Origin of the sequence: Pseudomonas putida (genome assembly GCF_030159595.1) — a bacterium.
GTDB classification, from domain to species: Bacteria; Pseudomonadota; Gammaproteobacteria; order Pseudomonadales; family Pseudomonadaceae; genus Aquipseudomonas; species Aquipseudomonas putida_AC.
Window position 1 is genome coordinate 812,153 of the sequence record NZ_BSKJ01000001.1, and the last position, 21,748, is coordinate 833,900.

Below are 21,748 nucleotides of genomic sequence, written 5' to 3' on the forward strand. Positions count from 1 at the left end.
TATTCGTCATTAAAAGTGAGGGGTGGGTTTTATTGGGCGATCAGTGCCAATTCTTTGTCGATAATATTTTTCTTCGCTGTTTGGCTCATGACGCGGTGATGAGCGGCAGCGGACATCTTGTTGAACAACTCCGGAGAGTCGACAACTCTCTTAATGCCATCGGCCATCCCTTGTGCATCGTCTGCGCCTGCAAGAACGCCGCAGTCGTTGCTTACAAATTCCGGAATGGCTGTAACACCGTTGGTCACTGCAATGAGCCCGGATGACATCGCTTCGTCGCGAGAAACACCTTGGGCATCCATGCGAGTGGGGCACAGGAACATCCCATACTCTTTGTGCAATGCCGCGATTTGGTTGTGCTTCAAGAAGCCACGCTCGATTTTGACGTTTGAGAAGCCTTTTAGTGGCTCCAGGGTTTCCTCGAAAAGGGCGCCATCGCCAATCATTCGGAACTCCATTTTTTCAAAGAATGGCTCTTTCGAAAGCAGCTTGATTGCAGCGACGCTCAAGTCATTTGCATATTTTGCTGAGGCATAAGGGCGGATGGAAAGCACCTTGAAGCGTTGGTTCTCAGGCTTTTTCTTGTAATCGAAAATGTCGGTATCAATAGGGTTGTGGATGATCTCGTAGCTCTCCTCCGGAATCCGGAAGCCCACATCCTCCATCACTTCTTCGGCGAAGTAGCGGGATACGAAGACCAGCTTCAGATTGGCTGGCATGTTGCTCAGCGTCTCGCGCCAGAACGCCATGCGTTTCTCGCTTTCGACTTTCGCCACTGCCAACTGGCTCTCGTCCGAGTAGTTGTACTCGCGACGCCACCAAGGCTGTACTTCTGCACCGTGTACCCAAACCACTACTTTGACCATGTGCGTGAAGCGCTTGAGCACCTCCCACATTTCCGGGTCCAGGAAGTGCACCAGTACGCTCTTGTACTGACCACTTTCGAGCATCTTGGTCAGGGTAGCCTGGCAACCGGTTACCACGTCTACGTTCTGGAACTCGTGATAGCTGACAGCCTCGTTCTTGCGCAGGCGGAAGATGTCCACATTCAGGTTCTGTTCCTGATAAGCCATCACTCGGCTATGTACAAAGCCGTTGCGATACAGGTCCGCGTAAGCCGGGTAGTGGTTGGTAACGACCAGGTGTTTCGAGCGGCCCAGCATCTCCGAAGGTTGCAGGTCGCGGTGGCCAAGCACCAGTGCCTTGATTTCGCTACTGCCAGCCGCGTAGGCACGCAGGCCAAAGCGCACGAAGGCGGCTTCCGGCGGTACCTCGGAGGTTTGGTTGCGGTTGGCATGCTGCATCACATGGCTGATCCGCTGCTTTTCAGCATCGAGGAACAGCACCACCAATTGCAGGTTCAGGCCAGGCGTGCAGTCGAGGTACAGCTTGAGCTGGCGGTCCTCGAGATTCAGTTGGTCCAGGCTGACTTCCTTGAGGGCGTACACATATTCATGCTTGCCGTCTGCCAGCGTGGAGCTCACGCGCCAGTTATCTACATCGACCGACAGGTTAAGGAACTTGCTGTGCTTGGCACCGAACATCTCAGCCAACTCACGGCCGGTGATTTCCGGAGAGTCGTGGCTGTCCTCCAAGGGGGCAATGGCCTGTGCGCGAGCCTGAAGCTGGTCGATGGTCATGCCAAGGTTAAGCTCCAGGTCGTCCACCTTGGCGCTGATAACCGCGTGCTGTGCTGCCCCGTTCTCGCAGTAGTTGAACGGGTCGATCGCCAAGCCCTGCTCGTGGGTGTATTGCAGTGAAGGCAGGCTCTTCAACCAGCTGCGCAGTGGCTGGCCGGCAACGATCTCGGTCGCCACCAGCGAGCGGCGCGCGCTCAGCGATTGAGCCGGGCGGTACGCCAACCCATTCGATTGCAATTGTGCATTTTGCCCATTGCAGGTGAAGTGAGCGGCTTTACCAACAACCTGCGCCTGGCTGTAGCGGGTAGCAAGCGCCAGGTCCAGCAGGTAGTTAGGGCCGTAGTAGTCTCCTGGTACAAAGCCGGCAACCCAAGGTGTATTACCGACCAACTCGCCAAGGCTGGTTTTCTTCAACTGGGCAGGCTTGAGCACCAGAATGCGTGGGTCGTCGCTCACGATGCTGCTTTGGTAAGCATCGGTGATGATGACCATGCGTACCTGGCTGTAGGTCTGGCGGTTCAGGTGGGCGCGCAGCATGTCGAACTGCTGACGATCCTGTGCTTCGGCAACGACCACGATTTCCGGCAGGCGCTGAGCCTTAACGGTGCCAGTAACCTTGCTTAGCACATATTCCAGGCGCTGGGTATAAGTGTGCTCTTGCATCACCTTACGCAGGGCAGCGAGCTTCAGCTTGTCACTGTTGAGCGGGTCTTCGGCCAGCAGCTGCAGGCGGCGCAGCATTTCTTCGCCGTTGTCGGTGGTGACTACCAAGTCACCGAACAGCAGGCGTACACCGCGCGAGAAGTTGCTGACGGTGATGGTGTTGCAGCCCAGCAGCTCGAACACCCGACGCGCGAACATCGATTGCGACTGCTTGATCGAGTTCAGGTTGATCGCGTAGCGGTAGCCTTTGTAAGCCGTGTCGATTTTTTCGAAGGGCAGGGTGCCGACGATGTACGGCTGATATTCCTCGGGGAACTGATAGTTGGCGTCGTTCTTGCCGAAGTTGCGGTCGAAGATTTCCAGTGGGCGGAACTTCGGCAGCTCGCATACGAAGTTGCCCAAGTCGCGGGTACGCTCTGGGTAGCGGGCGTAGTAGGCGCCGGCGAAACAGAACGCGTCTTTGCGCTCGTACAGCTCGATCGGGTTGTGCAGCGCTGGCTGGCAAGCGAATGGCAGCAAGTAGACGCGGTCGTGGCCGAGCGCACCTTTATAGCGGTGAATGCAGTCGATGTCGGTGGTGAACACATGGTCGAACTGCTTGGCGGTGGTCAGGAAGGTTTCGAAGTGAACCGGGTCTTCCTTGTTCCAGAATACGGTCGGTACCTTGTTCTGACGGCACCAGTTCAGGATGTCCTGCAGTTCCTGGCTGTTGTGGCCAACTTTGCTGCCCCACAGTTCATCCTTGCCACGCCAGGCGGATTCGATGAACAGCAGCTCAGGACGGAAACCTTCCAGTTCTGCTTTCCAGTTGGCAGGTGTGAGTTGCATCAGGTCACATTCGTAGCGGTAGGAGCCGAAGGTGAACTCGTCCATTACACATGCCACTTTCAGGCGGCTTGCGGGTTGGTCGGCTTGGCGCAGCAGGATAGAGCGGCTCTGCTCGCTGGTCGGCAGGGCTTCAGGCAACTTCAGGTAGTTCTCATCCTGAATGGCTGGTGCTGGAGGCAGCAGCGCCTTCATCGGCTCGTTGGCGATGCGCTTCTGTTCATTCTGCTGGCGTTGCTGGTTGGCCTTGCGGTACAGGCGCAGCAGGCGTGCGGGCAGCTTGACCAGCCCGCCCAGCGAGCTGGCGCTGTTCTTGATCTGATAGCCCAACTGGTAGGTCATGCTGGTGCGCGTCTTGACCAGACGCTGCTCTGCCAGATGGCGCTGCGTATTGGCTCGCTCCAGGTTGGCATTGAGCTCGTCGATCTTGCGCTGCTGCGCGGCACTACGCTCAAGCAACTGATTGAGATTCGCCTTCAGTTGAGGGATCTGCTCAGTGCTGACAGCGCGGTACTTCATGTTAGCCGCACCCAGGCCTGCTTTCGAGGAGTTGAGCTCGTTCTCCAGTTGCATGCGCAGGCCTTGCCACTGCTCATTGGTGGCTGCCAGGCTCGCTTCTGTTGCCTCACGGCTGGCGGTTTCGAGCGTCAGCTGCTCGACCAGTGTGTCCTTGGCCTGATTCAGCGAGGCGATCATTTCTGCTTGTTCAGCCTGCGCTTCTTGCGCCTGCGCGTTGGCGTGGGTCAGTGCATGCACTTGCTCTTCAAGGCCATTGCGCAGTTCCACCAGTGTATTGATGGTGTTCGCCTGGGCAGCATGCTCACGCTCGCCGCGTGCTTGCGCTTCGCTCATTTCCAGCAACTGACTTTCCAGTTCAGTCTGGCGGTTTTGCAGAGCAGTTACTGTTTCCGCCTGGGCTGCATAAGCCTGTTTCATCGCTTGGCGCTGATCACCCAGATCGGCTTCCAGTTCAGCTTGACGTGCTTTCAACAGGGCAATGGTTTCGGCCTGTGCAGCGTCGGCCCGCTGGGTTTGGGCCTGCAATTCGTTCATATACTCCAACTCGCTTTCAAGTTCGGCTTCCAGTTCCGCTTGGCGCTTGCGTAGCGTGGCGATGCATTCGTCTTTCTCGGCAATATCCTGGCTGCTCTCGGTTTGCAGGATGCTCAATGCCTGTTTCTGATTCTCTAGCGCGGTCTCCATCGCCGTTTGGAGTTCGCGCAAGCTTTCAATGGTATTGACGTAATCGGTGTTGGCTTGAAGCGTCTTGTCTCTTGACTCGACGGCGGTGCCTATCAGCGCATCCAGTTCGTCGACACGGGATTGCAGTGAAGAAATGGTTTCGAGACGGGATGCATCGACGAGCTCGGCGTGTTCGCGTAGTTCAAGCATTGCCTGTGCTTGGCCTTCCAGTTCAGCTTCCAAAGCTGTTTGGTGGGCGCGCAGGGTAGTGATTGTTTCTACATGGCCGGTATTCGTCTGTTCTGTTTGAGTCTGCAGTTCAGCCCGACGTTCTAATTCGGCTTGCAGCTCTACTTGTTGGGCCTGCAGGGCCGCAATAGTGCCTTCATACGCTGCATTCGCCTCATCTGCTTTGGCCTGGGCATTGGCTAAAGCCTGCTGCTGGTCTTCTAGTGCAGCCTGCAGCGCGGTCTGCTGAGCGTGCAGACCAGTGATGGTGTCTAAATGGTCTGCATTGGTCTGCTCAGCGTGCGACTGCAGTTCAACTGCAGCCTGCTGTTGGTTTTCCAGTGCAGCCTGTAGCGCGGTCTGCTGAGCGCGCAGTGCAGTGATGGTATCTACATGGCCTGCATTGGTCTGCTCAGCGTGCGACTGCAGTTCAACTGCAGCCTGCTGTTGGTTTTCCAGTGCAGCCTGCAGCGCGGTCTGCTGAGCGCGCAGTGCAGTGATGGTATCTAGATGACCTGCGTTGGTCTGCTCAGCTTGCGACTGCAGTTCAACTGCAGCCTGCTGCTGATTTTCCAGTGCAGCTTGCAGCGCGGTCTGCTGAGCGCGCAATGCAGTGATGGTATCTACATGACCTGCGTTGGTCTGCTCAGCTTGCGACTGCAGTTCGACAGCAGCTTGCCGCTGATTTTCCAGGGCAGCCTGCAGCGCGGCCTGCTGAGCACGCAGAGCAGTGATGGTGTCTACATGGCCTGCATTGGTCTGCTCAGCTTGCGACTGCAGTTCAACTGCAGCTTGCCGCTGATTATCCAGTTTGGCTTGCAAGGCAGCCTGCTGCGCTCGGAGCATCGTGATGGTTTCTACATGACCATCGTTGAGCTGCTGAGCCTGGACGAGCTGTTCAGATAGCACTTCAAGCTGGTTTTCCAGCTCGTTACGCTGCTCCTGCAGTCCTGACACGGTTTCGTTCAGTGCCGTGTTGTCCGCTTGCCCTTGGGCTTGAAGCTCAGTCATTTGCAGAAGCTGGCTTTCCAGCGCCTCGTGCTGAGCCTGCAATGCTGCAATCTTTGCCGTCTCGTTGGCGGCCAGCTCTTCTGCAACCGCGCGTTGCTGGTCAGTAGCCAGCAATTGTTCCTCTAGAGAAAGCAGTGACTGCTGTAGCGTGTCCAGTTCCTGATCCCGTTGCCCCTGAGCTTCTTCAAGCACTGCGATCTGCTGCTGCAGCTGGGCATACTGCTCTGCTGTCGCGAGGCATTTTTCATTAGCCTCACCCAGTTGGGATTTAAGCGAGTCCAGCTCTGCATCCAGCTCTTGAATGCTACGGGCGCTGGCTTCGAGTGCTTCCCGGTTCGCTTTCTCGATAGAGACGATATGCGCGTCGCGATCTTGAAGCTGGCGAGTCAGGGACTCGGCCTTCTGGGCCTCAGGCTTCAGCAGGGAGAGCTGCTCAGTAGCCAGGCGATACTTTCTGTTGGCGTCGTCCAGGCGCTCCTTGATTTCCTCAAGTTCTTGCACCCGCTTTGCCTTGGCGTCGAGAATCTCGCGGTTAGCCTGCTGTAACGTCGTAATGTCTGCGTCACGCGTTTGCAGTTGCTTGGCGAGCGCTTCGGCTTTCTGCGCTTCAGGCTTCAGTTGGGCAATCTGCTCGTTGGCGCTGCGGTACTTCTTGTTCGCATCTGCCAGCCGGGCGCCTATCGACCCCAGATTCTCCCGCAAGGTGCGCTCAATAGACTCAAACGCCTTTTCAAGCTCGCGTACTCGATCAACCGTGAGCGAGTCGATGGTCCCCGGCTTATGCGCTTCGTTCTTGACGGCCACAATGCCCAGCCACTTGCCAAGCATCTTCACTTCGATGATTTGCAAGTACTCGGCCAGCAGCCGGAACGGCTCCATCAGGTAGAACGTGTGCTTGTGGTCAATGAAGTCATTGACCCCGAACGGTACAGTGATCACCAGCCGGCCACCCTGCTTGAGCAGGTCGTAGGCTTTTTCGACGAACAGCTCCGGGCGTACCAGGTGTTCGAGCACTTCGCTGATGACAACGGTGTCCGGTTCAACCTCGAGCGTATCCAGCGCGAGGAAGTCTGAATTGATATACGTGACGTTTTGCTGGATGTGGGCAGGTTCCGTAGACAGGTAACCCTTGGCCTCTTCGATGGCCTGCGGGCTGGTGTCCACGCCGGTGACCTGGCAACCCTCACGTGCCAGCAGCAGGGGCACGATGCCCTGCGAGCAGCCGACATCCAGGATCCGGCGCCCTTTGACCTGGGCGCAGATCCAGTGGATGCGGGACTGCGTTTCCCGCATGAACTGATCCCCCAGCTTGCCGTAATAGGCTTCCATCACGCGGTCATGAATATCGGCCAAAGGTGAAGGCAGCTCTGTGTTCACGGTAGGTTTCTCAAGCGTGGGGTTGTTCATGCGGTTGGGTCCATCAGGCCTGGGTAACGCCAGCGGCGTCGATCACAAAGGCTGCTTCGCGTACGTTGAAGGTGCCGCGGAATTCGCGGTGCTTCACCAGCAGCACATGGATGTCGGCGCTGTCCTGGGCAAAGTCGAAGTCCACATGCTCGTGGCGCGCCAGGCGCTGCGGCAGGGCTTCGATGTTCGGCTCGACCAGTTGCAGGGTGGCTTCCAGCTCGTTGCCCAGGCGCTCGGCAATGCTCAGGGCCGGGCTTTCGCGCAGATCGTCGATGTCGGCCTTGAAGGCCAGGCCGTAGCAGGCGACTTTCACTTCCTGGGCCGACTTGCCCGGGTTCTTGATCAGGAAGTTGGCCAGGGCCATCTTGACCTTGTCGATCACCCACTCAGGTTTGCTGTCGTTGACCACACGGGCAGTGCGGATCAGGCGAGCCTGCTCTGGGGTCTGGCTGACGATGAACCATGGGTCTACCGCAATGCAGTGGCCGCCAACACCTGGGCCTGGCTGCAGAATGTTTACGCGCGGGTGGTGGTTGGCCAGGCGAATCAGCTCCCACACGTCGATGTCCAGCTTGTCGCAGATGATCGACAGCTCGTTGGCGAAGGCAATGTTCACGTCACGGAAGCTGTTTTCGGTCAGCTTGCACATTTCGGCAGTGCGGGCGTTGGTGACGATGCACTCGCCTTCAACGAAGGTGCGGTACAGGCGTACAGCCGCTTCCGAGCACTTCTTGGTCATGCCGCCGATGATGCGGTCGTTTTCCACCAGTTCGCGCAGCACATGGCCTGGCAGTACGCGCTCAGGGCAGTGGGCAACGCGGATGTCGGAGGCTTCGCCGTGGGTTTGCGGGAAGCTCAGGTCCGGGCGGGCTTGTGCCAGCCAGAAGGCCATCTGCTCGGTGGCGCCGACCGGAGAGGTGGACTCCAGGATGACCAGGTCGCCCTTTTTCAACACGGGCGCAATGGCCTTGCTGGCGGACTCGATGTAGCTCAGGTCCGGCTGGTGGTCATCCATGAACGGGGTCGGCACGGCGATCAGGAAGGCGTCGGCAGCTTCTGGCACGGTGGAGGCGCGCAGGTAGCCTTCGGTTACGGCGGCGTGTACCACCATGTCCAGCTCAGGCTCGACGATGTGGATTTCACCGCGGTTGATGGTGTCGACCGCGTGCTGGTTCACATCGATACCGATCACGTGCTTTTTGCGTGCTGCGAAAACGGCGGCGGTTGGCAGGCCGGATATAGCCCAGGCCTACGACGGAAATCTTGTTGAAGCTCATGCTGCGTCCTTGGAGTTAGAGAATGCGGAAAGTGCGTCGAGGATTCGCGCGCACGCTTTTCCATCGCCGTAGGGGTTGTGGGCGACGCTCATCTCGCGGTAGGTCGCATCGTCGGTGAGCAGTTTTGCCAGGTTTTCGGTGATCGATTCCACGTCGGTGCCCACCAGCTTGACGGTGCCAGCGGCCACGGCTTCCGGGCGCTCGGTGGTGTCACGCATGACCAGCACTGGTTTGCCCAAGGCTGGGGCTTCTTCCTGGATGCCGCCGGAATCGGTGAGGATCAGGTACGAGCGGGTCATCAGGTAGACGAACGGCAGGTAGTCCAGCGGCTCGATCAGGTGGATGTTGTTGACGTCGGCCAGCAGGCGGTTCACCGGTTCGCGCACGTTCGGATTGAGGTGCACCGGGTAGACGATATCCACGTCAGGGAATTGACGTGCGGTGTGTACCAGCGCCTGGCAGATGCGCTCGAAGCCGTCACCAAAGTTTTCGCGGCGGTGGCCAGTGACCAGCACCATGCGGCGTTCAGGGTTCAGGAAGCCGAACTGGGCTTCGAAATGGTTTTTCAGGGCTGGGCTTTCCAGCTTGCGGACGACTTCCAGCAGCGCATCGATCACCGTGTTGCCGGTGGTGTAGATGGTCGCGGCGTCAGTGCCTTCACGCAGCAGGTTGTCCTGCGAGGTGGAGGTTGGCGCGAAGTGCAGGGCGGCCAGGGCGCCGGTCAGGCGGCGGTTGCCTTCTTCCGGCCACGGCGAATACAGGTTGCCGGTACGCAGGCCTGCTTCCACATGGGCGATCGGAATCTGCTGGTAGTAGGCGGCCAGGCTGGTGGCCAGGGTTGTTGCGGTGTCGCCGTGCACCAGCACCACGTCGGGCTTGAACTCGGCCAGCACAGGTTTCAGGCCCTGCAGGATGGCAGTGGTCACGTCGGTCAGGTCCTGGCCTGGCTTCATGATGTTCAAGTCGTAGTCGGGCGTGATCTCGAACAGTTCCAGTACCTGGTCAAGCATCTGGCGGTGCTGGCCGGTTACGCAGACGCGCGACTCGAAACGGTCGTCCTGGGCAAGGTTGAGGGCCAGTGGTGCCATTTTGATGGCTTCTGGGCGGGTGCCAAATACGATGAGGGTCTTGAGGGACACGGCGACGGTCTTCTGTATGTGAGTAAAGGCGGTTGAGACAGGGACTACGGGTGAGGATCTCGGTTGTTGCTCAAGTCGGCCGGGGGTTGGCCTGACTGGCGCAGCACGACCGAAATCGGGCAGGGCCAGTGGGGGGAGGTGAAAAAAAATTCATTCTGCTCGGATCCTTCAAGCGAAGCGGCTGTCCTATGGCCGCGAATTTATCATTTTGTCATCAGTATGGCATCCCGTCTGGCACGTTTTTTTCCCCTGTTCTAGCGAATTTGACCTTAAACATCGAATGATTGGATCCTATCGCAGTTATATATATCGGATAAAACGATTGTTTGATGCTATACAGACATCATGCCAACGAAGTCAATATCACTATCGTATGCGACGAACGGGCGGGGGCCTTGTCCAGCAAGGCTTGTAGGAAAAACAACAGCGTTTGGTCTGAATGAAAGCCAGGTTAAACGGGAATTTACCTAGCGGCGATTTGCTATCGCTTTTTTTTCATGAAGTTAACTCGAAATATGGCTGAACGCCATCATTTTTGGGTGGTCGAAGTTGGTTTTTTTAATGTTTGATTCGGTAACGATTAACCAGGCCAAGTACCTGTTTGCAAAATGGCAGAACCGCTAGGGTTGATTGCGCAGCCGAAGGAAAACGGCTGCTGGAAATGACCAACCCAAGGAGTGTTCACTCATGCGTAACAACGTTCTGTCGTACCTGCTGCTGCCGCTGTTCGCCAGCCTGTCGTTCTCCCTTAGCGCGGCCCCAGCCAGCGCCACGACGTCGCCCGAGCCGGTGCCGGTCGTGGCGCAAGTGAAGGCCCAGGAGGCGACACGGCTGGACCTGAACAAGGCCGATGCGCTGACCTTGCAGAAGGAGCTGAGCGGCATCGGGAAGGCCAAGGCCGAGGCCATCGTGGCCTACCGCGAGGCCAATGGGCCGTTCGCTTCGGTGGATGAGCTGCTGGAGATAAAGGGGATCGGGAACGCGTTGCTGGAGCGCAACCGGGATAAGGTGATGGTGGAGTAAGCGGGGTAGCAAGGGCTGCTTTGCAGCCCATCGCGGTACAGGGCCGCTCCTGCAGGGACCGCGTTCATTGTTGAATGGGTGGTTTATGTGGGGGCGGCTTTATGTTTTGACGGGGTAAGGCTTACGGTCATAAAAATTCAATAAAACAATGGCTTAGCCATTATTTTTGCGGGCGTCAAAAAGTTGCCCGTAATCTTGGGTTTTAAACCCGTTGCTTGGACATTTAGCGGTCCTGCGCATCCTTGGCATCCGCTTCGGCATTGCGCTCATGCACCTTGCGCAGTTGCTCTTCGGTCAGTGGCAGTTTTTTTGCTGTGTCGCGCAGCATCATTAGCCCGCCGACGATGGAGCCAAGGGCTATGATGAGGATCAGCCAGGCATACCAGGGCATTGTCATTCTCCTTAAGCGGGTGGGGAGCAGTGTTTGTACGAAATTTGAGCCGTAGCCCGTTCCGTTGGTTCAATTATAGGAGTCAGCCGCTGTCGGGCCAATTCAGTGACCCGCGGGCCCCAAAGCCTGCGTGACTTCGTTTACAATGCGCGCCGTTTTCGACTTGCCAAGAGACCCTGCTCATGTCCGCCTGCCAGACGCCCCTGATCGTCGCCCTGGATTTCCCTACCCGTGAGGCCGCCCTGAAGCTGGCTGACCAGCTTGACCCTGCGCTGTGCCGGGTAAAGGTTGGCAAGGAGCTGTTCACCAGCAGCGCCTCGGGCATTGTCGAAACCCTGTGCGACAAGGGCTTTGAAGTGTTCCTGGACCTCAAGTTCCACGACATTCCCAACACCACGGCCATGGCGGTTAAAGCGGCTGCCGAGATGGGCGTGTGGATGGTCAACGTGCATTGCTCTGGTGGCCTGCGCATGATGGCCGCCTGCCGTGAAGAACTGACCAAGCGCAGCGGCCCGCAGCCGTTGCTGATTGGCGTGACCGTGCTGACCAGCATGGAGCGTGAAGACCTGGCCGGTATCGGCCTGGATATCGACCCGCAAGAGCAGGTGCTGCGCCTGGCGGCATTGGCGCAGAAGGCGGGCATGGACGGTTTGGTGTGTTCGGCGCTGGAAGCCCCGGCGCTGAAGGCCGCGCACCCGTCGTTGCAACTGGTAACCCCGGGTATTCGCCCGGCGGGCAGTGCGCAGGATGACCAGCGCCGTATCCTCACCCCGCGCCAGGCACTGGATGCGGGTTCGGATTACCTGGTGATCGGCCGGCCGATCAGCCAGGCGGCAGACCCGGCACAAGCGCTGGCGGCGGTGGTGGCGGAGATTCGTGGGTAAATAGCCTGCGTTAATGAAAAGGGCCAGCACGAGCGTGCTGGCCTTTTTCATGGGTACCGTCTCACTCTCCCACATGGGGCCAGCAGGCTTGCCAAGGGTTAAACTTTCAACACCAGCTTGCCAAAGTTCTCCCCACTGAACAGCTTCAACAGCGTCTCGGGAAACGTCTCCAGCCCGTCCACCACATCCTCCTTGCTCTTCACCTGGCCACTCGCCAGCCACCCGGCAATTTCCAGCGCGGCCTTGCCGTAGTCCTTGCTGTAATCCATCACTACAAAACCTTCCATGCGCGCACGGTTCACCAGTAGCGACAGGTAGTTGGCTGGGCCTTTCACCGCTTCCTTGTTGTTGTACTGGCTGATCGCACCGCAAATCACGATACGCGCCTTGAAGTTGATGCGCGTCAGCACGGCATCGAGGATGTCGCCACCCACGTTGTCGAAATACACGTCCACGCCTTTGGGGCATTCTCGCTTCAGGCCGGCCAGCACGTCTTCGGCCTTGTAGTCGATCACCCCGTCGAAGCCCAGTTCGTCCTTCAGGTACTGGCATTTCTCGGCGCCGCCGGCAATACCGACCACGCGGCAGCCTTTGAGCTTGGCAATTTGCCCGACAATGCTGCCCACCGCACCGGCTGCGCCGGAGATGACCACGGTGTCACCGGCCTTGGGCTGGCCGACGTCCAGCAAGGCGAAGTAGGCGGTCATACCGGTCATGCCCAGTGCCGAAAGGTAGCGGGGTAGGGGCGCCAGGTGGGGGTCGATCTTGTGCAGGCCCTGGGGCTCGCCAGTGAAGTAGTCCTGTACGCCAAGTGCGCCGCTAACGTGGTCGCCTGGCTGGAAAGCGGGATGGTTGGAAGCAACTACCTCGCCCACGCCCAGCGCACGCATCACCTGGCCTAGGGCCACGGGCGGGATGTAAGACTTGCCTTCGTTCATCCAGCCACGCATGGCCGGGTCCAGTGACAGGTACAGGTTGCGCACCAGTACCTGGCCTTCGCCGGGTTGTTCGGCGGGCACGCTCTCGAAGCTGAAGTCTTCACGGCGCACGGCGCCGACCGGGCGTTTGGCGAGCAGGAAGCGGCGGTTGGTCTGGGTCATGGCGGGTCCTTGTGGGCAGTGGAGGGAATCAGGCGTTCAATCTACCTTGTTGATGTAGGCAGGTCCTTAACATCACTGACAAGCATGGTAGCCCAACTGTTGGTGTGATGATGCTGCCCGGCCCAGCGGTGGCTGACTATGCTCTGAACCCCCACACAGTCCTCACAGGAGCACGCGATGAGCATGACCTTTTCTGGCCAGGTAGCACTGGTTACCGGCGCCGCCGCCGGTATTGGCCGGGCAACTGCCCTGGCTTTCGCCCGCGAGGGCCTGAAAGTGGTGGTGGCCGACCGCGACCCGGTTGGCGGCGAAGCGACCGTGGCGCTGATCCACGCGGCGGGCGGTGAAGCACGGTTCATTGCCTGCGACGTTACCCGCGACGCCGAAGTGCGTCAGTTGCATGAGCGGCTGATTGCCGCTTACGGGCGGCTGGACTACGCCTACAACAACGCCGGCATCGAGATAGAGCAAAACCGCTTGGCCGAGGGCAGCGAGGCTGAGTTCGATGCCATCATGGGCGTGAACGTGAAGGGCGTGTGGTTGTGCATGAAATACCAGCTGCCTTTGCTGCTGGCCCAGGGCGGTGGGGTAATCGTCAATACCGCTTCGGTGGCGGGGCTGGGGGCGGCACCGAAGATGAGCATCTACAGCGCCAGCAAGCATGCGGTAATCGGCCTGACCAAGTCGGCGGCCATCGAGTACGCGAAGAAGGGCATCCGCGTGAACGCCGTTTGCCCGGCAGTGATCGACACCGACATGTTCCGCCGTGCTTATGAGGCTGACCCGCGCAAGGCCGAGTTCGCCGCCGCCATGCACCCGGTGGGGCGGATCGGCAAGGTCGAGGAAATTGCCAGCGCCGTGTTGTACCTGTGCAGTGACGGCGCGGCATTTACCACCGGGCATTGCCTGACGGTGGATGGTGGGGCGACGGCGATTTGAGCGGATACCGTATAAAGGCCAGGCCTGCCTACAGCACGCAGTACGACTTCCAGCAAGCTGATAGCGACATGCATATAGCTATTTGACACTATTCTGACGCCAGGCCCTTGTCCACCGGTTGGCAACGTTGCCACCCTTGGCCTTCGGGATAACCTCGCACGCAGAAGGGGAATCGGCATGGGCGCGAGCAAGCACGGTGTGCTGGCCAACCTGGGCATGGCCCGCAAACTCGGCCTGGGCTTTGCCCTGGTGTTGGTGCTTACCCTGGCAGTGGCGGCCATCGGTATTGCGGCACTGCATAGCGTTGGTCAGCGCTTTGACAGTTTGCGCCAGTTGGCCCAGTTCAATACTGACCTGCTGCGCCTGCGCCAGCACGAGCAGGCGTTTGCCCTGCGCTCCGACATCCAGCAGGCCGAGGCCTTGCGCAGCGGCCTGCAGGGCCTGGCCGAACGCGCCCGTGGCTTGCCGTTGCTGGCGGCGGCCGAAAGTGACCTGGCAGCCTATGGCCAGGCATTCGAGGCCTTTGTGGCGGCGGTGCAGGCCAAAGAGCTGGCGCTGGACATGGCCAGCTGGTCGGTGTCCAGCGTGGCCAATAACCTCGATGTGCTGCAGGCCGGCCTGGCCGATGACGGTGTGTATACCCTCAAGCAGTCCCAGGGCCAGCAGGGCGGCGAGTTTCTGGAGCAGGCCGCGCAGGTGGCGCAGGTGTCGCGGCTGATGTTGCAGGCCATGGACGAAGCGCGGGTACGCCTGGAAAAAAGCCGCAAGGGCGAAGATGACGTAAGCCAGGAACGTATTGCCCAGACGGTGGAGGCCGCCAGCCTGGTTGGCCAGTTGCAGGGCGCTGTCAGTGATGCCGGCTACCAGAGTGTGCTGGGGGAGGTGGCCGGGCACATTGGCAGCTTCTCGGAAAAACTCAACGAATACACCGACCAGTTGGCTCGCGAGCAGGGCCTCAAGGCCCAGTTGCAAGCCAGCGCCGAACAAGTCACCGGGAGGGTCGACCAGGCTTATCTGGGGCAGGAGCAGGTTCTGCAGGGCGAGCTGCAGCGCAATGCTATTGCGATTGGCCTGGCCACGGCGTTGGCACTGGTTGTCGGTTTGCTGGCGGCCTGGCTGATTACCCGTGCGGTAGTCGGCCCGCTCAAGCATGTGATCGCCCGCGCCCAGCGCATTGCCGCTGGCGAGCTGGGCTTTGACGCCCAGGCGCCGCGTCGTGACGAAGTGGGGCAGCTGATGCAAGCCATGCAGCAGATGGCGGCGGGCCTGTCCGGTATTGTAAGTGGCCTGCAACAAGGCATCGAGCAACTGGCGGGGAACGCCCAGGCGTTGTCGGCAGTGACCGAGCAGACCAACCGCGAGGTCGGTAGCCAGAAGGAAGAAACTGAACAGGTGGCCACCGCCATGCAGCAGATGACCGCCACCGTGCACGATGTGGCGCGCAATGCCGAGGAAGCGGCGCAGGCGGCACAGGCAGCGGACGACAAGGTCGAGTCGGGGCAGCAGGTGGTGCGCCAGAGCATGCAGCGGATCGAGCAGTTGGCGGCGGCGGCAGAAACGGCCAGTGCCGGTATCGACAGCCTCAGTACCGAAATCCACACCATTGGTGACGTACTGGAAGTGATCAAGAGCGTGGCCGAGCAGACCAATCTGCTAGCGCTGAATGCTGCCATCGAGGCCGCCCGCGCTGGCGAGCAGGGGCGTGGTTTTGCCGTGGTGGCCGACGAGGTACGCGCGCTGGCACGGCGTACCCGGCAGTCTACCGAGCAGATCGAGACACTGGTCGCCAGCCTGCGCGGCAACGCCCAGCAGTCGGTGGCGCAGATTCGCGGCAGTACCGAGCTTGTACGGTTGGCGGTGGCCGATGCGCTGCAGACTGAGCGCGCGCTGGGCAGCATTGCCGCAGCGGTTTCATTGATCCAGCAGATGAACCAGCAGATTGCCGCAGCGGCCGAGCAGCAGAGCTCGGTGGCGGAGGAGATCAGCCGCAGCGTCACGCAGATTCGCGGCAGTGCGGATCAGGCGGCGTTGGCGATGCAGGACAATGCCAGGTCCAGTGTGGAGCTGGCGCAGTTGGGTACGGATTTGAAAGGGATGGTGGGGCATTTCAGGTTGTGAGCCTGGCCCGGAATGTCTATTGCCTGAACCGGCCTCTTCGCGGGCTTGTCCCGCGAAGAGGCCGGTTCAGGCGACATAAAACTGTCAGGCTTTACGCGGATTCAGGATCATCAAGGTCAACACCCCCGCCACAATCCCCCAGAACGCCGAGCCAATCGAAAACAGTGTCAGCCCCGAAGCCGTGACCATGAAGGTAATCAGCGCTGCCTCCCGCTCACGCGCCTCGCTCATGGCCACGGTCAGCCCGTTCATGATCGAACCAAACAGCGCCAAGGCGGCAATCGACAGCACCAGCTCCTTCGGCAGCGCCGCAAACAACGCCGCCAAGGTCGCCCCGAACACCCCGGCAATGCCGTAGAAAATCCCGCACCACACTGCTGCGGTGTAGCGCTTGGCCGGATCTTCATGGGCATGCGGCCCGGTGCAGATCGCCGCGCTGATCGCCGCCAGGTTGACCCCGTGCGAGCCAAATGGCGCCAGCAGCAGCGAGGCAAAGCCGGTAGCCGAGATCAGCGGCGAGGCTGGCACCGGGTAGCCGTCGGCACGCAGCACGGCCACGCCGGGCATGTTCTGCGAGGTCATGGCCACCACGAACAGTGGAATACCAATGCTGATGGTGGCTGCCAGCGAGAAGCTCGGCGTGGTCCACACTGGCTTGGCCACTTCCAGGTGGAAGCCGCTGAAGTCCAGCAGGCCCAGGGCGCCGGACAACGCAGTGCCCACCAGCAGCGCGGCCAGTACGCAGTAGCGTGGTGACAGGCGCTTGACCAGCAGATAACTGAAGAACATGCCCAGCACCAGCAGCGTCCGATGTTGGGCGGCAACGAAGATTTCGCTGCCGATCTTGAACAGGATGCCTGCCAGCAGTGCCGATGCCAGTGAGGCCGGGATCCGTTTGACCAGGCGCTCGAAGCTGCCAGTGAGGCCGCAGATGAGCACCAGCACGGCACAGGTGATGTAGGCGCCAATGGCCTCGCCATAGCTCACCCCGCCCAGGCTGGTGATCAGCAAGGCAGCGCCGGGGGTGGACCAGGCCACGGTGATAGGCGTGCGGTAGCGCAACGAAAGGCCGATGCTGCACACCGCCATGCCGATTGACAGCGCCCAGATCCATGAGGAAATTTGCGCAGTGGTAAGCCCGGCTGCCTGGCCGGCCTGGAACATCAGCACCAGCGAACTGGTATAGCCGGTAAGCATGGCGATAAAGCCGGCGACTACCGCCGACGGGGAGCTGTCTGCCAGGGGCCGCAGGCGTGCGGAAGTGGCATCGGTCATGAACAAAGTCCTTGTAAAGGTGTAAGCAGTTTTTTCAGACTACAGCGCGTAAGGTTGATCCTTGCCATACAGCGGCCATTGCTTTTAGCCGTACAGTCGCCAACTATTGGGCGCAAATGCAAAACTGCTTGGGAGGGGAGGTGCGATGTACAAGGTCTATGGCGACTACCAGTCGGGCAACTGCTACAAGGTCAAGCTGATGTTGAGCCTGCTGGGCCGGCCGTATGAATGGCACCCGGTGGACATCCTCAAGGGCGAGACCGAAACGCCTGAGTTCTTGGCGATGAACCCCAATGGCAAGGTGCCAGTGCTGGAGCTGGAAGACGGCAGCTACCTGTGGGAGTCCAATGCCATTCTCAACTTCCTGGCCGATGGCAGCGAGTTCCTGCCCAGCGAGCCGCGCCTGCGTACGCAGGTGTTGCAGTGGCAGTTCTTCGAGCAGTACAGCCATGAGCCGTACATTGCCGTGGCGCGCTTCATCCAGTTCTACCTGGGGCTGCCGGACGAGCGCCTGGAGGAGTACCGCAAGCTGCACAAGGGCGGTTACAAGGCATTGAAGGTGATGGAGCGGCAGTTGCAGATGACGCCGTACCTGGTGGGTGAGCAGTACTCGATTGCCGATGTGGCATTGTATGCCTACACCCATGTGGCACAGCAGGGCGGGTTCGACCTGGCCGATTACCCGGCGGTAAGGGCTTGGCTGGAGCGGGTCAGCAGCCACCCGCGGCATGTGCCAATGGTGGGTTGATCTTCAGCCTGTACCGGGCTCTTCGCGGATGAATCCGCGCAGAGCCCGGTACAGGCAAACGACTAACCATCAGACCGAAGCAAACCGCTCATCCAGGTAAGCAATGATGGCCTTGGATTCATACATCCAGGTCACCTTGCCGGCTTCTTCAATGCGCAGGCATGGCACTTTCACCCGGCCGCCACCTTCCTGCAGGGCCTGACGGTGCACCGGGTCGTTCTTGGCATCGCGCAGCGCCACTGGCACGTTCAGGCGGTGCAGGGTGCGGCGGGTCTTGACGCAGAACGGGCAGGCGTGGAACTGGTACAGCGCCAGGCCCTTGGCCGCTTGCTCGACGCGCGCCTGGGCGGCGGCGTCGCGTTTGCGCTTGGCCGGGCGGCTGATCCAGTCACCGAACACGATGAGCTGGCCGAGGCCAACCCGCAGGGCTTTGACGATCATGGGCAACTCCTGAAATGCAAAAGCCGACCCACAAGGGTCGGCTTGGGGTCAGCAGCCAATCACTTGATCAGGCTGAGGAACTCGCTGCGGGTGGCGGCGTTCTCGCGGAACTCACCCAGCATCACCGAGGTGATCATGGTCGAGTTCTGCTTCTCGACACCGCGCATCATCATGCACATGTGCTTGGCTTCGACCACCACGGCCACACCGGCAGCACCGGTAACTTGCTGCACGGCTTCGGCGATCTGGCGGCTGAGGTTTTCCTGGATCTGCAGGCGGCGGGCGTACATGTCGACGATACGCGCGACCTTGGACAGGCCCAGCACCTTGCCCTTGGGCAGGTAGGCAACATGTGCCTTGCCGATGAACGGCAGCATGTGGTGTTCGCACATCGAATACAGCTCGATGTCCCGGACCAGCACCATTTCGCTGTTGTCAGAGCTGAACAAAGCGTTGTTGGTGACTTCTTCCAGTGTTTGCTCATAACCGCGGCAAAGGTACTTCATCGCCTTTGCAGCCCGCTTGGGCGTGTCGAGCAGGCCCTCACGGGAGACGTCCTCGCCAATCTGGCTGAGGATCTCGGTGTAGTTCTGTTCCAGGGACATGGATCTACCTGTGGGAAAAAATCGCAAAAACGAAGGGTACGGCGGTGCGGGCGGCGCTGCAAGCGCGGCGTTACTCGTCGCGGCCTTCGAGCATGGTTCGCTTGAGCATCACATACACCGCGCCGGTGCCACCGTGGCGGGCACTGCACGAGGCAAAACCGAGCACCTGCGGGTGCTGGCGCAGCCAGGTGTTGACGTGGCTCTTGATCATTGGGCGCTTGCCGTCCAGGCGTGCAGCCTTGCCGTGGGTCACCCGCACGCAGCGCACTTCCAGCTTGGTGGCTTCGGCGATGAAGTCCCACAAGGTTTCACGGGCCTTTTCCACGGTCATGCCGTGCAGGTCGAGGCTGCCTTCGAACGGGATCTGACCCAGTTTCAGCTTGCGTAGCTGGCCTTCCTGCACGCCATCGCGGCGCCACATAAGCTCGTCTTCGGCGCCAACGTCGATGACGAACTGGTCGGACATGCCGTCGATGACCAGGGCCTTGTCACTGCGCACGGTTGCGGCCTGGCGAAGGCCGGCCAGCTTCTGGCGGTCTGCCTTGGGCTTGCCGACTTCGGCGCGGTCGTGGCGGATTTGCTTTACGCCGCGCACTTCGGCCTTGAACAGGGAAAAATCGTCGTCTTGCATGATGCCTCCACATGGGCGGCGTAGTTTACCCGAGAGGAGGTGAGTGCGCAGCCTTGTGTCGTCTGTGCGGGCCGCATCGCGGGCTTGTCCCGCGAAGCGGCCCGCACAGGCGATAAAAAACGGTCAGTCGTGTTTTTTCATCAGGTGCGGCGACAGGTTCAACTCCCGCCCACGACGCAAGCGGATACGGCTGCGCCGCCAGAAGCGCACCCCCAGCCAAAGCAGCAACAGGCCAGCCCCGGTGAGGATGCTGGACAACGGCTTGTTGGTATTGAGTTCTTGCAGGGCAGGGTAGTTGCCCAGCAGGCCGGCAACGCCGGCCATGGCCAGCAGCACGCCCAGGGTCGCCAGCAGGGCCGACAGGCCGGCCGCCAGGCGGGCGCCCCAGTTACGCGGTTGGCGCGGGCGCAGGCGTTTGGCGTCGAAACTGCCTTTAAGCTTCATTCCGCTCTCCTCTGTGGATATCCGGAATTCGACCTGCTGCCGCCCATCGGGTTCCGCCCGGCTGCCGGGCGGTCGTGCCCAGCCGCTTAGATCAGGCTGGCGGTGGGGGCCACGCAAGCGAAGTTGTCGGCCATCACGGCCATTTCGCACTGGTGGATCTGCGCGGCTGGGATAACCCCATCCTTGAAGGCCAGGTCGCGGGTTGCCGAGGCGTCTTCCACCAGGGTGCACCGGTAACCATAGTCCTTGGCGCGGCGTACGGTGGTGCTGACGCTGGAGTGGCTCATGAAACCGCACACGATCAGGTCCAGGTGGCCCAGCGCCTGCAGCGTCTCGTGAAGCGGGGTGTTCTTGAATGCATTGGGCATGCGTTTTTCAATGACGATTTCACCGTCGAGCGGCTCCAGCCCCGGGATGAACTGGCCAGCAGGTCCTTGGGGGTCAAAGCGGCCACCGACAGTGCCCAGGTGGCGTACATGGATGATCGGACGGCCGCTTTTGCGCGCGGCGTCGAGCAACCTGGCGATGTTGGCCACGGCCTCGTCCATGCCCGACAGCTGCAGGGGTCCACTGAGGTACTCCTTTTGCGCATCGATGATGATCAGGCTGGCGTGGCTCAGCTTGGCCGGCGGGTAGTCGCGGCCAGTGAGGCGGAGCATCGTGGTTGGAACGGACATCAAGGGCTCCTTGGATAGGGCTTTTGTATACCTATTGTCCCCTGCCTTGGCGTCAATGGGAATGGTTGACAACGCAAGCGGCATGGTTACTGGCCTGTGGCTAGCCTTTGGGTTAGGCAAAGGAACAAATGTGCGGGTGGGGCTGTTAGACTTTTGTCCGGTCTGAAATAGGAGTACCCCGTGATCACATCCCGTCTGCGCACGTTGCGCGACTACATCCGCTGGGCGGTCAGCCGCTTCCACGAGCACGACCTGTTCTTCGGCCACGGAGCCGACAACGCCTGGGACGAGGCCCGTCTGCTGGTGCTGGGTGCGGTGCACCTGCCATGGGAGGTGGCCGACAGCTACCTGGACTGCATGCTTGAGGACGACGAGCGGGTACGCCTGCAGCACCTGCTCAAGCGCCGTATCGAAGAGCGTGTGCCGGCCGCCTACCTGCTGGGCGAGGCCTGGTTCTGCGGCATGTCGTTCGTCGTCGACGAACGGGTGCTGGTGCCGCGCTCACCCATTGGCGAACTGATCGAAAAACGTTTCGAGCCGTGGCTGGCGAGCGAGCCTGCGCGTATTCTCGACCTGTGCACCGGCTCGGGCTGCATCGGTATCGTTGCCGCCGACGTGTTCCCCGAGGCCGAGGTAGTGCTGGCCGACCTGTCGTTCCAGGCCCTTGAAGTGGCTAACCAGAACATCGAGCGCCACGGCCTCGACGGCCGTGTGTACACCGTGCAGGGCGATGGCTTTGCCGGTTTGCCAGGACAGCGTTTCGATTTGATCCTGTCCAACCCGCCGTATGTCGATGCCGAAGACTTCGACGACATGCCGGCTGAGTACCACCACGAACCCGAACTGGGCCTGGCCTGCGGCAACGACGGCCTGGACCTGGTGCGGCGCATGCTGGCCGAAGCGGCCGACCACCTGACTGAAAAGGGCTTGCTGATTGTTGAAGTGGGCAACAGCCAGGTGCATGTCGAGGCGCTGTACCCCGAGGTGGACTTCGCCTGGCTGGAATTCGAGCGTGGCGGGCATGGAGTGTTCATGCTGACGGCCGAGCAGTGCCGCCAGCATCAGGAACTGTTCAAAGCCCGGGTCTGACTGTAAGGCCC

16 protein-coding genes and 2 pseudogenes are annotated in these 21,748 nt (G+C 60.3%); 7 read left to right on the forward strand and 11 right to left on the reverse strand.

The genetic code is table 11. The features are described from left to right. Positions 1 to 29: 29 nt before the first annotated feature. From QQL85_RS03725 to wecB, 3 genes and pseudogenes are all read right to left on the reverse strand, one after another. Positions 30 to 6,956, reverse strand: a complete 6,927-nt coding sequence (locus tag QQL85_RS03725) for a glycosyltransferase family protein (protein ID WP_284355235.1) — start codon at positions 6,954 to 6,956, stop codon at positions 30 to 32. A gap of 13 nt (positions 6,957 to 6,969) precedes the next feature. After that, positions 6,970 to 8,233, reverse strand: a pseudogene (gene wecC / locus QQL85_RS03730) (UDP-N-acetyl-D-mannosamine dehydrogenase). Continuing rightward, positions 8,230 to 9,372, reverse strand: a complete 1,143-nt coding sequence (gene wecB, locus QQL85_RS03735; protein WP_284355236.1) for a non-hydrolyzing UDP-N-acetylglucosamine 2-epimerase — start codon at positions 9,370 to 9,372, stop codon at positions 8,230 to 8,232. The pseudogene wecC and the gene wecB overlap by 4 nt, the downstream one beginning before the upstream one ends. Positions 9,373 to 10,059: 687 nt before the next feature. On the opposite strand from wecB, the gene QQL85_RS03740 reads away from it, so the two are divergent. Then, entirely contained in the window at positions 10,060 to 10,395 is a 336-nt protein-coding gene (locus QQL85_RS03740; RefSeq protein ID WP_284355237.1) for a ComEA family DNA-binding protein, read from the forward strand. A gap of 223 nt (positions 10,396 to 10,618) precedes the next feature. On the opposite strand, the gene QQL85_RS03745 is transcribed toward QQL85_RS03740, so the two are convergent. Beyond that, positions 10,619 to 10,786 (reverse strand): DUF2897 family protein, encoded by a 168-nt coding sequence (locus QQL85_RS03745; RefSeq protein ID WP_003252762.1) that lies wholly within the window; start codon positions 10,784 to 10,786, stop codon positions 10,619 to 10,621. A gap of 182 nt (positions 10,787 to 10,968) precedes the next feature. Here QQL85_RS03745 and pyrF point away from each other — a divergent pair, with 182 nt between their 5' ends. After that, positions 10,969 to 11,670 (forward strand): orotidine-5'-phosphate decarboxylase, encoded by a 702-nt coding sequence (pyrF, locus tag QQL85_RS03750; protein ID WP_284355238.1) that lies wholly within the window; start codon positions 10,969 to 10,971, stop codon positions 11,668 to 11,670. A gap of 98 nt (positions 11,671 to 11,768) precedes the next feature. Here the strand turns inward: pyrF and QQL85_RS03755 are convergent, their stop codons facing one another. Next, entirely contained in the window at positions 11,769 to 12,770 is a 1,002-nt protein-coding gene (locus tag QQL85_RS03755) for an NADP-dependent oxidoreductase (RefSeq protein WP_284355239.1), read from the reverse strand. A gap of 177 nt (positions 12,771 to 12,947) precedes the next feature. On the opposite strand from QQL85_RS03755, the gene QQL85_RS03760 reads away from it, so the two are divergent. From QQL85_RS03760 to QQL85_RS26700, 3 genes and pseudogenes are all read left to right on the forward strand, one after another. After that, on the forward strand, positions 12,948 to 13,709 hold the full coding sequence (locus QQL85_RS03760) for an SDR family oxidoreductase (RefSeq protein ID WP_284355240.1): 762 nt from the start codon (positions 12,948 to 12,950) through the stop codon (positions 13,707 to 13,709). 729 nt (positions 13,710 to 14,438) lie between these two features. Continuing rightward, a pseudogene (locus QQL85_RS26695) lies at positions 14,439 to 14,966 on the forward strand (HAMP domain-containing protein); the annotation flags it as partial. Beyond that, positions 14,964 to 15,827: a methyl-accepting chemotaxis protein gene (locus QQL85_RS26700; protein WP_434482147.1), complete on the forward strand. Its 864-nt coding sequence runs from the start codon at positions 14,964 to 14,966 to the stop codon at positions 15,825 to 15,827. The pseudogene QQL85_RS26695 and the gene QQL85_RS26700, both read left to right, overlap by 3 nt. Before the next feature lie 84 nt (positions 15,828 to 15,911). Here QQL85_RS26700 and QQL85_RS03770 read toward each other — a convergent pair whose 3' ends face one another. Then, positions 15,912 to 17,102: a benzoate/H(+) symporter BenE family transporter gene (locus tag QQL85_RS03770; RefSeq protein WP_284355242.1), complete on the reverse strand. Its 1,191-nt coding sequence runs from the start codon at positions 17,100 to 17,102 to the stop codon at positions 15,912 to 15,914. Between the two features lie 145 nt (positions 17,103 to 17,247). Between QQL85_RS03770 and QQL85_RS03775 the strand changes: the two genes are divergently transcribed. Then, positions 17,248 to 17,850 (forward strand): glutathione S-transferase family protein, encoded by a 603-nt coding sequence (locus QQL85_RS03775; RefSeq protein ID WP_012271075.1) that lies wholly within the window; start codon positions 17,248 to 17,250, stop codon positions 17,848 to 17,850. A 69-nt stretch (positions 17,851 to 17,919) separates the two neighbouring features. Here the strand turns inward: QQL85_RS03775 and QQL85_RS03780 are convergent, their stop codons facing one another. From QQL85_RS03780 to QQL85_RS03800, 5 genes are all read right to left on the reverse strand, one after another. Beyond that, on the reverse strand, positions 17,920 to 18,291 hold the full coding sequence (locus QQL85_RS03780; protein WP_012271076.1) for a glutaredoxin family protein: 372 nt from the start codon (positions 18,289 to 18,291) through the stop codon (positions 17,920 to 17,922). Positions 18,292 to 18,350: 59 nt separating this feature from the next. Further along, positions 18,351 to 18,896 carry a GTP cyclohydrolase I FolE gene (gene folE, locus QQL85_RS03785; protein WP_012271077.1) on the reverse strand — a complete coding sequence of 182 codons (546 nt, stop codon included), beginning with the start codon at positions 18,894 to 18,896 and terminating at the stop codon, positions 18,351 to 18,353. A gap of 70 nt (positions 18,897 to 18,966) precedes the next feature. Continuing rightward, entirely contained in the window at positions 18,967 to 19,527 is a 561-nt protein-coding gene (locus QQL85_RS03790) for a Smr/MutS family protein (RefSeq protein WP_043201135.1), read from the reverse strand. A gap of 123 nt (positions 19,528 to 19,650) precedes the next feature. Continuing rightward, on the reverse strand, positions 19,651 to 19,971 hold the full coding sequence (locus tag QQL85_RS03795; protein ID WP_060497502.1) for a hypothetical protein: 321 nt from the start codon (positions 19,969 to 19,971) through the stop codon (positions 19,651 to 19,653). A gap of 86 nt (positions 19,972 to 20,057) precedes the next feature. Continuing rightward, positions 20,058 to 20,648 (reverse strand): cysteine hydrolase family protein, encoded by a 591-nt coding sequence (locus QQL85_RS03800; RefSeq protein WP_284355243.1) that lies wholly within the window; start codon positions 20,646 to 20,648, stop codon positions 20,058 to 20,060. A gap of 180 nt (positions 20,649 to 20,828) precedes the next feature. On the opposite strand from QQL85_RS03800, the gene prmB reads away from it, so the two are divergent. Next, entirely contained in the window at positions 20,829 to 21,737 is a 909-nt protein-coding gene (gene prmB / locus QQL85_RS03805; RefSeq protein WP_284355244.1) for a 50S ribosomal protein L3 N(5)-glutamine methyltransferase, read from the forward strand. Positions 21,738 to 21,748 lie beyond the last annotated feature (11 nt).